The organism is Deltaproteobacteria bacterium (assembly GCA_016234845.1).
Classification (GTDB): domain Bacteria; phylum Desulfobacterota; class Deferrimicrobia; order Deferrimicrobiales; family Deferrimicrobiaceae; genus JACRNP01.
Window position 1 is genome coordinate 1 of sequence record JACRNP010000017.1, and the last position, 12,098, is coordinate 12,098.

At 66.5% G+C, this 12,098-nt stretch carries 9 protein-coding genes; 4 read left to right on the plus strand and 5 right to left on the minus strand.

Translation table 11 applies throughout. The features are described from left to right. The first annotated feature begins 16 nt into the window (after positions 1-16). The 3 genes from HZB86_01570 to HZB86_01580 all read left to right on the plus strand — a co-directional run bounded on the left by HZB86_01570 (position 17) and on the right by HZB86_01580 (position 3,374). Positions 17-244, plus strand: a complete 228-nt coding sequence (locus HZB86_01570; protein MBI5904237.1) for a hypothetical protein — start codon at positions 17-19, stop codon at positions 242-244. Between the two features lie 122 nt (positions 245-366). Then, positions 367-1,305: a cytochrome b/b6 domain-containing protein gene (locus HZB86_01575; GenBank protein MBI5904238.1), complete on the plus strand. Its 939-nt coding sequence runs from the start codon at positions 367-369 to the stop codon at positions 1,303-1,305. Continuing rightward, positions 1,302-3,374, plus strand: a complete 2,073-nt coding sequence (locus HZB86_01580; GenBank protein MBI5904239.1) for a hypothetical protein — start codon at positions 1,302-1,304, stop codon at positions 3,372-3,374. Before HZB86_01575 ends, HZB86_01580 begins: the two co-directional genes overlap by 4 nt. 127 nt (positions 3,375-3,501) lie before the next feature. On the opposite strand, the gene HZB86_01585 is transcribed toward HZB86_01580, so the two are convergent. From HZB86_01585 to HZB86_01605, 5 genes are all read right to left on the minus strand, one after another. Further along, complete coding sequence (locus HZB86_01585; protein ID MBI5904240.1) at positions 3,502-4,968, minus strand: NapC/NirT family cytochrome c; 1,467 nt, start codon at positions 4,966-4,968, stop codon at positions 3,502-3,504. 130 nt (positions 4,969-5,098) lie between these two features. Further along, positions 5,099-5,476 carry a glycine cleavage system protein GcvH gene (gene gcvH / locus HZB86_01590; protein ID MBI5904241.1) on the minus strand — a complete coding sequence of 126 codons (378 nt, stop codon included), beginning with the start codon at positions 5,474-5,476 and terminating at the stop codon, positions 5,099-5,101. Positions 5,477-5,511: 35 nt separating this feature from the next. Beyond that, a complete protein-coding gene (locus tag HZB86_01595) occupies positions 5,512-7,362 on the minus strand; it encodes a bifunctional homocysteine S-methyltransferase/methylenetetrahydrofolate reductase (protein ID MBI5904242.1) in 1,851 nt (616 codons plus the stop codon). Positions 7,363-7,383: 21 nt separating this feature from the next. Then, positions 7,384-7,545 carry a rubredoxin gene (locus HZB86_01600; protein MBI5904243.1) on the minus strand — a complete coding sequence of 54 codons (162 nt, stop codon included), beginning with the start codon at positions 7,543-7,545 and terminating at the stop codon, positions 7,384-7,386. Between the two features lie 13 nt (positions 7,546-7,558). Continuing rightward, complete coding sequence (locus tag HZB86_01605; protein MBI5904244.1) at positions 7,559-10,936, minus strand: homocysteine S-methyltransferase family protein; 3,378 nt, start codon at positions 10,934-10,936, stop codon at positions 7,559-7,561. Positions 10,937-11,222: 286 nt separating this feature from the next. On the opposite strand from HZB86_01605, the gene HZB86_01610 reads away from it, so the two are divergent. Continuing rightward, the coding region (locus tag HZB86_01610; GenBank protein ID MBI5904245.1) for a citrate (Si)-synthase at positions 11,223-12,098 on the plus strand (876 nt) is incomplete at its 3' end.

Sequence of the window (12,098 nt, forward strand, 5' to 3'; positions counted from 1 at the left end):
CGACCCCCTCTCCTCGGTGAACCCGAAGAACGTCCCGAAGACGTGCGGAAAGTGCCACCCGGGGGCATCCGCGAACTTCGCCGTGGGAAAGATCCACGTGGACGCGAAGAACAAGGAGTCGGGGATCATCTACTGGACCGCGACGTTCTTCAAGTGGCTGACCATCGGGACGATGCTCGCCCTCATCGCGCACATCTTCCTCGACATGTACGGCAGGACGCGGCGGCTGCGCGGCGAGAAGTGACCGGGACCACCAATTTCGGGGGACACAAATCGGGGGGACATTCTTGATCTTTCGGGGGATCAGGGGAAGAGTGTCCCCCCCCCCCTGCAGGATAGAGTGTCCCCCGCCAGGGAGTGGCGAAGATGCCTGAGAACGACCGCAGGAACGCAGGAGAAGAGGCCGTCGGGAGGGAAGTCGAGGCGGCCGTGGACGAACAGTTGTCGGGGCTGCCGAAGGAACAGGCCGAGGCGATGCGGGACCGGATCCGCCGGCGGGTCCGGGAGGAGATGGAGCGGGAGCTTCGCCAACACGCCGCCCGGGAGCGCCGGGAGGCGGCGAAGCACGCCAGGGATCCGCACGCGAACGGGAACGGGCACGAGGACGGCGAGAAGTTCCAGCGCTTCAACCGGAACTTCCGGTTCCAGCACATGGTGATGTTCTCCTCGGTCATCCTGCTCATCGTCACCGGCATGCCGCTGAAGTTCCCGGGCTTCGTCCTGTCGCGGTTCGTCATCAATTTCTGGGGCGGCATCCAGAACTCCACACTCGTCCACCGGATCGGGGCGGGGATGCTGATCTACTTCATGGTCCATCACCTCGTCTACACGATCCTGTCCCGGGACGGGCGGCGGGACTTCGTCCTGCTGCTCCCGAAGCCCCAGGACGCGAAGGACATCGTGCACAACATCCGGCACTTCCTGGGGAAGAATCCGGACAAGCCGCGGTTCGGCCGGTTCAGCTACATCGAGAAGTTCGACTATTGGGCGGTCTACTGGGGCTGCATCATCATGATCGGGTCCGGCCTCTTCCTCTGGTTCGAGAACCAGGTCATGCGGTTCCTTCCCAAGTACGTGACCGACATCGCCCACGAGATGCACAGCGACGAGGCGCTGCTGGCCACCCTGGCGATCGTCATCTGGCACTTCTACAACGTCCACTTCAACCCGGACCGGTTCCCGGGGACGCTCCTGTGGTGGCACGGCCAGCTCACGGAGCACGAGATGAAGGAGGAGCACCCCCTCGAATACGAGGAGATCATGGCGCGACGCGCCAGGGAGTCGGCGGAGGGCGTCAACCGATGACCGCGTTGAAGGAAAGGCTCAAGTCCTTGTGGAGTTCGCTCGGGGGGGACCGGAAACCGGTGCTGGCGATCGTCGCGATCGTCGTCGGAGTCCTCATCGTGTTCAACGGCGCCTTCTTCGTGGCGGCGTACTTCCCGAAGTCGTGCGTCGTGTGCCACTACATGGACCCGTACTACGCGCAGTGGAAGGCGTCCGACCACAAGAACGTCTCCTGCATCAAGTGCCACACGTTCTCGCCCGTGTTCATCACGGTGACCACGTTGAAGTACTGGACCGGCCTCTACAACCCGCGCCCGCGGGCGAACGTAAAGGACGAGTCGTGCCTCGCCAAGGGGTGCCACGAGGGCCGGATCACCAGCGGAAAGGCGAAGATGGGCAGCGGCATCACCTTCGACCACCAGGACCACATGACGAAGCTCAAGCGGGGGGAGAAGCTGCGCTGCTCCAGCTGCCACTACTCGGTGGTCCAGGGGGACCACATCGCCCTGGGGTCCCACGTCCAGGCCGACACGAACGTCTGCTTCCTGTGCCACTTCAAGGGGATCAGCGTCGGGCAGGCGCTGGGAGGGTGCCCCGGCTGCCACGGGACCCCCACCAAGGTCGTCGAGCACGGCGGCTTCCAGTTCTCCCACGAGTCGTACCTGAAGATCGGCGTCCCGTGCAAGCAGTGCCACATCCGCGTGGCCGAGGGGGACGGGAGGGTGGACGACTCCCACTGCTACGACTGCCACATCGGACGGCTGGAGAAGAAGGGGGACGTTCTCGCGATCCACCGGACCCACGTCACGGGGAAGGCGATCCCGTGCTTCAAGTGCCACGAAAAGGTGAAGCACGGCACCGTCGAGCTGGTGAAGACGTTCGAGGTGCAGTGCGAGGGGTGCCACAAGCGGCTGCACGGCTACCAGAAGGAGATGTACATGGGGACGTCCGCGAAGGGGGTCCCCGACACGCCGTCGCGGATGTTCTCGGCCCAGGTGTCGTGCAACGGCTGCCATACGAGGACCATCGACGTGAAGGAGACCGGCGTCTCCGGCGCGGTGGGCACCAAGCTGGCGGCGGAGCGCCGGAGCTGCGTCACCTGCCACGGGAAGCGGTACGACCTGATGCTCGACGACTGGGTCCGGGAATCGCGGAACCTCGAATCCGAGCTCGCCCGGATCGTCGCGGCGGGGCAGGGGGCCGTGGGCGCCGGCGCGACGAAGGACCGGAAGCTGGCGCAGGCCCGGTCGCTGGTCGCCGACGCGCGGGCCAACCTCGACCTGCTGCGGGGGGGCAAGGGGGCGCACAACATCGAGTACGCCCTGAAGATCCTGCGGGTGGGGCACGAGCAGGTGTCCGCCGCGTACAGGATGGCGGGAGTCGCGGGCGGACCGCCGAAGCCCGCCATCCTCGCCTCGCCATCGGCGTTCTGCGCGACCCTCTGCCACGCGCGCGTGATGCCGTCCGACAAGGTGTTCTTCCGGGAGATGGAGCTGCAGTTCCCCCACGCGCTCCACGTAAAGGACGTGGGGATCGAGTGCGCGAAGTGCCATTCGCCGGACAAGCACAAGATGCGCATCGTCACCAAGTCGGAGTGCATGAAGTGCCACCACGAGAGCAAGGACATCGACTGCGCCCACTGCCACAAGGCGCAGCAGGCGCTCTACCAGGGGAAGGTGAAGGCGTTCGGCGCGTCCCCGGCGCCCGACGTGATGGCGGCGGCGGGGACCAAGTGCGTCGAATGCCACGAGCTGAAAAAGGGGACGCAGACGGTGCTGACGGTCAAGTCGAAGTGCGAGGAGTGCCACGACGCGAAGTACGGGAAGATGCTCCTCGACTGGAAGCAGGAGATCACGAAGCAGGAGAACTCCATCGCCGTGGCGCTCGAGGAGGCGAAGGAGTACGTCTCCCGGACGAAGAAATCGGGGAAGAACGTCGCGCAGGAGGAGGCGCTGCTCCAGCAGGCGGAGTCGAACTACCAGGCCGTGTCCGCCGGCCGCGGCACGCACAACTACCGGATGAGCCGGGACATGCTGAAGGCGGCGCAGGGCAATCTCGACAAGGTGCTGGCCGCCAAGCGGAAGAAATAACAGCGGCATCTCCGCGCGTAGGGCGCAGGCCCGAAGCGCATACGTGCCGCTGATGGCGTAACGCAAAGCCCCCCGGGGGACGCTCCCCCGGGGGGCTTTTTTCGTCCTGTTTTTTACGGAAGCCGGGTTACTTCTTCCTGCCCGCCTTGGGCTCAACCGGTTTCCCGAACGCCGCCAGGGCGGCCTCCGCGTCGGCCTTCGCCTTCGTCAGCACGTCCACCGCGTACTCGATGTTGTGCACGCCGTGCCCGTACTGGACGAAGAGGAAGTTGTACTCCGCGTCCTTCGCCAGCTGGACCGCCCGGGCGTTCCCCTTGCCGGCGGCCCGCGCCAGCGCCCGCGCCTTGTCCACGGCCGGCTTCGCGTCCGCCATCTCGTCCTTGAGCGTCTTGTGCCACTCGTCGAGGATCCCGCGGAAATCCTCCCCGTGGCACTTGATGCAACCGGCCTCGCCCGCCCGGTACGTCTGGCCGAGGAAGGCGGTCTCCTCGGGGTTCATCTTCTTCACGTAGTGGCACGCGGGGCAGTCGACGTTCGTCGAGAACATCGGGCTGGGCCGGTTCGGCACCCCGCGCGCGCCGATTCCCTGGTACAGCTGCTTCTGGACGTTGTGCTTGTGCTCGTGGCAGACGTCGCAGTCGAAGCGAAGCGGCTCCACCGACGTCTTCACCGCGTGCTTGATCTCCTCGTGGCAGTGCATGCAGTCGACCTTCTTGTCGGTGACGTGCTGCTTGTGCATGAAGTCCACGTCGGTGAAGCGGGAGAGGCGCTTCTCGTCGTTGTGGCACTGGAAGCACCGCTCCTTTTTCGCCTCGCCCTTCCCTTGCACCGCGTCGAGGTGGCAGTTCTGGCACGCCACGTGCCGCGCACCCACGAAGTCCTTGTGGTTGAAGGTCACCGACCCGAACTTGATGTCCTTCTCCGGCGACTTGTGGCACTTCTCCCCGCAGCCGCCGATCGGGTTCATGTGGCGCCCCTCGATCGCGCCGCGGAAGTGGCACAGGAAGCAGGTCGATTCCGTGACCTCCATGTGGTTTCCGACGACGATCTGGCTGTGGCAGCTGGTGCACCGGAGCTTCTTCCCGCGCTTCATGTCGGTCAGGTGCGGCTTGTGGTCGAAACGGATCCCCCGCTTGAAGGTCACGACGCCCTGCAGAAGACGGGTTTCATGACACCCCTTGCGGAGGCACGATTCGTCGCTGATCTCGGCGTACGGTTTCGAGCTGTAGGTCCGGGTGACGTATTTGGCGACCTGCGAGAGGGCCTGGAACTTCAGGATCATCTTGTCCCGGACGTCGGGCGGGTAGTGGCAGTCCACGCAGGGGACGTGGCTGTGCTTGGACGTCTTCCACGCCTTGTAGTACGGGGCCATGATGTGGCAGCTCGCGCAGAAGTAGGGGCTGGTGGAGAACTCGAACATCCCGACGGAGAAGATGAGGAAGAGCACCCCGAGGAACCCGACGAACTTGAAGAACCGGGGGCGGATGTGGAGCCGGTCCTCCTTCCCGTGCGGCACGTGCATGCCGATCTTCTCGAGGAGGGCCTCCTTGCGGGATCTCTCCTGCGGTTCCGTGCCCTTTTCGCGGTCGTCCATTCGAAACCCTTTCGGAATCAGGAATCGCTACTGCGGGATGTGCGCAAGGAAGAGATTTTATCCGCAGGGGGTATGCGTTTCAATCGGAAATTCCGGGAGGGTGCCGCGCGAAAGCGAACCGGGGGAGCGCCTACTCTTCCACGAACGTCTCGTAATCTTCGAAGTTCATCAGCCGGTCGAGCTCCTCGGGGTCGTCGAGGTCCATCTCGACGAGCCACCCTTTCCCGTACGGATCCACGTTGATCAGGGTGGGGTCCTCGACCATCGCGTCGTTGACCGCGCGGATCGTCCCGGTGATCGGGGAGGCGATCTCGACCACCGTCTTCTGGGATTCCACCTCGCCGAACGTCTCGCCCCGCTCGAGGAACTTCCCCGCTTCGCCCATCGTCGCGGAGATGATCTCTCCGAGCTGTTCCTGGGCGTAGTCGGAGAGGCCCACGCGGACGGTCTGCCCCATCTCGAGGATCCACACGTGGTCCTCGGAGAATTTCAGCGCGGTCTCATCCATACCGGGTTAGTTTACAGGGAGTGGCGCCGGAATTGTCAAGCAAGTGGAGGAAAAGTTCGCCGCGGATCTCCTGCGGACGGTTTCCCGAGCACGGCCAGCGCGGTCTCCACGTTTCCGAGCGGGGCGCTCACCTGGAACCCGCTGACGCGGTCCGCGATCTTCCCGACGATCCCGCGGGCGATGTCGATCCCGGCCTTTCGCGCATCCTCCCGGCTCCTGCACCGCTCCATCCGCGAGAGGATCGCCTTCGGGACCACCACGCCGGGGACCTCGTTGTTCATGAACTCCGCGTTCTTGAAGCTGATCAGCGGCCATACGCCGGCGAGCACGGGGATCGTGCGGTGGTGCTTTCCCGTCCTGTCGAGGAACCGGAGCAGCGCCTCCGGGTCGAACACCGGCTGGGTGATGGCGAACTCGGCGCCCGCGTCGACCTTCCGGAAGTACCGCTCGATCTCGCGTTCCAGGTCCACCGCGCACGGGTTCGCGCCCACCCCGATGAAGAGCCCCGTGGGCGGGTCGATCGGGTTCCCGCCGATGTCGACGCCCCGGTTCAGGTTCGACGCCACCTGGACCAGTCCGATCGAGTCGACGTCGAACACGCCGGTCACGTCCGGGTAGTCGCCGATCTTGGGGGGATCGCCGGTGATGATGAGGAAGTTGGCGAGCTTCGCCGCGTACCCGCCCAGCAGGTCCGACTGCATCCCGATCAGGTTCCGGTCGCGGCAGCAGTAGTGGAGGATCGGCTCGATGCCGACCTCCCGGTGGATGGAGAGCGCCGCGATCATCGGCGAGACGCGGGCGCTGGCCCGCGGCCCGTCCGGGATGTTGATCGCGTCGATCCCGGCCTCCGCGCACTGCCGCGCCTTCGCGAGCAGGGCGGTCATGTCGCTCGACTTCGGCGGCAGGAGCTCCACGGAGGTCACCTTCCTCCCGGAGAGCAGCTTCTCCGCCAGGCGGGACTTCCGCTCGGGGGGGACCGCGTAGACCAGCGTCTCCTGCCGCAGGAGGGGCTTCACCTCGACGTGGCGCTTCACCCCGGAGAGGGTCTTCACCGCGCGCGCCATCGTCCGGATGTGGGCCGGCGTGGTGCCGCAGCACCCTCCGACGCCCCGCACCCCCAGCTCGATGTACTTCTTGGCGTATTCGGTGAAATATTCCGGGCTGGTGAGGTACATCACCCGCCCGCTGATCTCGCGGGGGAGGCCGGCGTTCGGCATGACGACCAACGGCTTCACGGTGTGCGGGAGGATCGCCTGCAGGGCGTCGAACGTCCCGGACGGCCCGGTGCCGCAGTTGATCCCCACGATGTCCACGTGCGGGTCCGCGTTGAGCGCGGACGCCATCGCCTCCGCCTTCGTTCCCAGCGACGTCTCCCCCCGCTCGTTCAGCACGAAGGAGGCCAGCACCGGTCCGCCGAACTCCTTCGCCACGCGCGCGGCGAGCGTAAGCTCGTTCAGGTTGGAAAACGTCTCCAGCAGGAAGAGGTCGACCCCTTCCGCGGCGAGTGCGGCCATCTGCGCGCGGAACGCGCCCTCCGCCTCGGCGGCGAACGCGTCGGGCATCCGCTGGTTCGACTCCGTGCACGGCCCCACGGAACCGGCGACGAAGATCCCTTTCCCCGCCGCCTCCCGGGCCAGGCGCACCGCGGCCCGGTTGATCTCCTCCGTCCGGTCGGACAGCCCGTACGGTTTCAGCTTGATCGGGTTGGCGCCGAAGGTGTTCGTCTCGATCACCTCGGCCCCCGCCTCGACGTAGTCGCGGTGGATCTGGAGGATGAGCTTCTGGGCCGTGAGGCACAGCTCGTCGTAGCAGGTGTTGATGAACACCCCGCGGTCGTAGATCACCGTTCCCATTGCGCCGTCGAACACCAGCGGCGCCTTCTTCATGCGGGCCAGGAAGTTCAGGGTCTACTCCAGTTCGTCGAAGGCGGATTTCGCGGCGTAGCACAGGGGGCACACCCACCCCTCCGGGAGGGCGTCGAACGGGGTCCCCGCCGGGACTCCGCTCATCGGGTCGCCGGCCCGCGGGTCGTACACGTAGCCGCAGTTCGAGCAGATGTGCCGTTTCACGGCCGCCCTCCCTTCACACGGCGAAATATTTCGCCTGCGGATGGTGCACGACGATCGCCGACGTGGTCTGCTCCGGCACCATCTCCATCGACTCGGTAAGCGTTACCCCGATCTTCCCGGGATCCAGGAGCTCGAACACGGCGATGTGGGCCGAAAGATCCGGGCAGGCGGGGTAGCCGAACCCGTACCTCGATCCGCGGTACTCCTGGACGACGTACCCGGAGAAGGAGTCCGGGCGGCCGGAGTCGATGCCGAGCTCCACCCGCATCCGCTCGTGCCAGTACTCGGCGAGCGCGTCGGTAACCTCCACGCCGAAGGCGTGCAGCATCAGGTAGTCGTGGTACCGGTCGGAGGCGAACCGTTCGCGCGCCGCCCGGCCGACCTCCTCCCCCACCGTCGCGACGAAGAAGCCGGCGATGTCGCCGCCCTCCTCCCCCGTCCGGAAGTAGTCGGCGATGCACAGGTGGGGCGGGTTCTTCTGCCGCGGGAACGGAAACCGGAAGGACCGCCCGCCGTCCTCCACCACGAGCGCGTCCCCCTCCGATCGGCAGCGGAACCAGCCGTACGCCACCTTCGGAGAGAGCACCCCTTCGGCCGCGCCGCACGCCTTGAGGTCCTCGTACATCGGGCGGACCTTCGTCCGGATCAGCGCCTCGTACTCCTCGGCGGTCATCTTGCCGCGGCGGTACCCCCACCGGCCGCGGAAGAGCGCCTGCTCGTTCACGAAGGGGTACAGGAGGTTCGGGTCGATCCCCTCCACGTGCCGCCTCCCGAGGAACGGAGGGACCGGCGTGGGAACGTCGCGCGCGACCGCGGCCCCCCGGGGGCCGGGGGTCATGGCCGGGGGCGCCGAAGCGTCGAAGACGGTGGAGGAGAGCGTCCCCGCCTCGAACTCCCGAAGCGCCGAAAGCCCGGCGAACGCGTCGGCGCAGTAGACCACGGATCCCGGATACCCCGGCACGCACTCCTGCGCCACGAATTTTTCCGTGAGCGCCGCGCCGCCCAGGAGCACCGGAACGCGCAGGCCCGCCGCGGCGAACTGCGGCAGGTTCTCCTTCATCACCAGGGCCGACTTGACGAGCAGCCCGGACAATCCGATCACGTCGACTCCGAGTTCCCTCGCCTTTTCGATGATCGTCTCCGCCGGAACCTTGATCCCGAGGTTGACCACCCGGTACCCGTTGTTGGAAAGGATGATGTCCACGAGGTTCTTCCCGATGTCGTGGACATCCCCCGCCACGGTGGCGAGGAGAATCTTCTTCCCCTCCTCCCGCTCCGATCTCTCCAGGAAGGGGGCGAGCCGGTCGACGGCGCGCTTCATCACCTCGGCCGACTTGAGGACGAAGGGCAGGAGCATCTCCCCGCGGCCGAACAGCTCCCCGACGCGGCGCATCGCCGGGACGAGGTGCTGGTTGATGATCGAGGCGGCGGGACGCCGGGAGAGCAGGATCGCGAGGAGGTCCTCCAGGCCGTCCTTGTCCCCCCCGACGACTTTCGCGGCGAGCTCCTCCTCCGGGGAGAGGGCGGGCAGGTTCCCGTCGGCCTTCGTCCCCTCCGGGGGGGGAGGAACATCCGCGAACCGGCGGATGAAGGCGGACAGCGGCGGCTCCCCGTCGGCACGGGGGCGGTTGTAGATGAGGTCGAGGCACGCCTCCCGGTCATCGTCCGGGATGGCGGACATCGGCACGATCTTTCCGGCGTCGACGATCGCCGCGTCCAGGCCCGCCGCCACCGCCTCGTGGAGGAAGACGGAGTTGAGGACCTTGCGGGAGGCGGGGGAGAGGCCGAAGGAGACGTTGCTGACCCCGAGGGAGGTGAGGACCCCGGGAAGTTCGGCCTTCACCCGGCGGACCGCCCGGACGGTGGCGGAGGCGGCGTCCGAAAGGGTGGCGTCGCCCGATCCCACGGTGAAGGTGAGGACGTCGAAGAGCAGGTCGGAGGGTCGCAGGCCGTACCGCCCGACGGCGAGGTCGTGGATGGCGCGGGCGGTCCCGACCTTCTCCTCCACGGTCATCGCCATCCCCTTCTCGTGGATGGTGAGCGCGATCACCGCGGCCCCGTACTTCCGGGCCAGGCGGCAGATCCGCTCGAGGTTCTTCCCGCCGTCCTCCAGGTTCACCGAGTTGACGAGACAGCGGCCCGGGTGGATCCGGAGCGCCGCCTCCACGCATTCGGGGGTGGTGGAGTCGATGACCATCGGCGCGTGCACCGACTGGGCGAAGAGGCGCGCCATCGCGGCGATGTCCGCGACCTCGTCCCTGCCGGCGTACGCGGTGCACAGGTCCACGGCGTGCGCGCCGTCCTCCTGCTGCTCGAGCGCCACGCGGAGGGCTCCGTGGAAGTCGTCCGAAAGGAGCAGTTCCCGGAACCGCTTCGACCCGTTGGCGTTGCATCGCTCGCCGATCAGGAAGGGGGGGATCTCCTGCCGGATCTCCGCCGCCTGGTAGAGGCTCGAAAGGGCCGGTTTCCAGGAAACCTCCCGGGCCGCCGGCTCGACTCCCCGGAGCGCGTCGCGCAGCGCCCGGATGTGTTCCGGAGCGGTGCCGCAGCATCCCCCGACGATCGAGACCCCCTCGTCCCGGACGAACGCGGAAAGCCGGGCCGCGAACGCCTCGGGGGAGAGCGGATAGAGCGTCTTCCCCCCGGAGACCTGCGGGATGCCGGCGTTCGGCATGCAGGAAACCCGCCCGGGATAGTTGCGGCACAGGTGCCGGATGTGGGAGGTCATTCCCTCGGGGCCCGTGGCGCAGTTCAGCCCGATGGAGAAGACGGGGAACGGCTCGATCGCGGCCAGCGCGGCCGCCACGTCGGTCCCCACCAGCATCGTGCCCGTGCTCTCGACGGTGAGGGACACCATGACGGGGACGTCGCGCTTCGACGCCTCGAGCGTCTCGAAGCAGGACACGAGGGCGATCTTCACCTGCAGCAGGTCCTGGCACGTCTCGAGGATCAGCAGGTCCGCGCCCGCGGAGAGGAGCTCGCGCGCCTGCTCCGCGACCGCCGCGGCCAGCGGTTCGTACGCGATGTGGCCGAGGGAGGGGAGCTTCGTCGTCGGCCCGATCGATCCGGCGACGTACGCCCGGGTTCCGGTCCGGCGGATCGCCTCGCGCGCGTTTTCCACCGCCGCCCGGTTGATCTCCCCGACCCGGTGCTCGAGGCCGTACTCGGCGAGCACGATCCGGTTGGCGCCGAAGGTGTTCGTTTCCAGCACCATCGCGCCCGCGGAGAGGAAGGAGGCGTGCCACTCCCGGATCACCTCCGGCGCGGAAACGTTGAGGAATTCGTTGCACCCGTCGCGCCCTTGCCAGGCGGAGGCGGGGATCTCCATCCGCTGCAGGCTGGTCCCGCAGGCCCCGTCGAAAAGGAGGATTTTCTCGTCCCGGATCGTCATCGGTTCGTCGTCCGTAAGTGCTCAATCCTAGAACAGAAATCGCGCGCAGTCAAACGGGTTTTCTTTATTCTTGACTTCGCCCGGTCTTTCCTGCTAACTAGATATCATCCTTTGTATTGTGTATACGGTATACAGTTCGCAGCTCGGATGCCGCAGCCCTGAATCAGACACAATCGATCGCGATTCCCGTTTCGGCCAATTCAAATCGGAAAGGAGGAGTTTCGATTCCAACCGCGGGAGGCGCGACGCGCGCCTTCCCCCTGCCGGACGAGAGGAGGTCGGGAGAATGGCACCGGTCATAGAAAAAGCCGACGAAAGGAGAAGCGCAAACGTGTCGAACCTCAAGGCGAAACTCTTGGAGAAGATCCAGGCCCACCGGCCGCGCACGACCAAGCTGGTCAAGGAGCAGGGCAAGATCGTGATCGACCAGGTGACCATCGACCAGTGCATCGGCGGCGCCCGCGACGTCCGCTGCCTCGTCACCGACATTTCCTACCTCGACCCCCAGGAAGGGATCCGCTTCCGCGGCAAGACGATCCCCGAGACGTTCGCGGCGCTGCCCAAGGTGCCGGGATCCGAATACCCGTACGTGGAAGGTTTCTGGTACTTCCTGATGACCGGGGACGTTCCGACGAAGGAGGAGGCGCTGGCGGTCGCCGAGGACTTCAGGTCCCGCGCCCAGGTTCCCCAGTACGTGTTCGACGTCCTCCGCTCGAGGCCGCGGGACACCCACCCGATGACGATGTTCTCCGCCGCGATCCTCTCCATGCAGCGGGAATCCCTCTTCGTGAAGCGGTACAACGAGGGGATGAAGAAGACGGAGTACTGGGATCCGATGTACGAGGACTGCACGAACCTCATGGCGAAGCTCCCCGAGATCGCCGCGTACATCTACCGGATGAAGTACAAGGCGGACACGCCGATCGCGTCGAACCCGAAGCTCGACCTGGGCGGCAACTTCGCCCACATGATGGGATTCGCCAAGCCTTACGACGACGTGGCGCGGATGTACTTCATCCTCCACTCCGACCACGAGTCGGGCAACGTCTCCGCGCACACGACGCACCTCGTCGCCTCGGCGCTCTCCGACGCCTACTACTCCCTGTCCGCCGGCATCAACGGGCTGGCTGGCCCCCTCCACGGGCTGGCGAACCAGGAGGTC

Bases quoted from the DNA above. Each gene is read 5' to 3' on its own strand.
- HZB86_01575 (MBI5904238.1), top strand. From the start codon at position 367: ATGCCTGAGAACGACCGCAGGAACGCAGGAGAAGAGGCCGTCGGGAGG.
- HZB86_01580 (MBI5904239.1), top strand. From the start codon at position 1,302: ATGACCGCGTTGAAGGAAAGGCTCAAGTCCTTGTGGAGTTCGCTCGGG.
- HZB86_01585 (MBI5904240.1), bottom strand. From the start codon at position 4,968: ATGGACGACCGCGAAAAGGGCACGGAACCGCAGGAGAGATCCCGCAAG.
- gcvH (MBI5904241.1), bottom strand. From the start codon at position 5,476: ATGGATGAGACCGCGCTGAAATTCTCCGAGGACCACGTGTGGATCCTC.
- HZB86_01595 (MBI5904242.1), bottom strand. From the start codon at position 7,362: ATGAAGAAGGCGCCGCTGGTGTTCGACGGCGCAATGGGAACGGTGATC.
- HZB86_01605 (MBI5904244.1), bottom strand. From the start codon at position 10,936: ATGACGATCCGGGACGAGAAAATCCTCCTTTTCGACGGGGCCTGCGGG.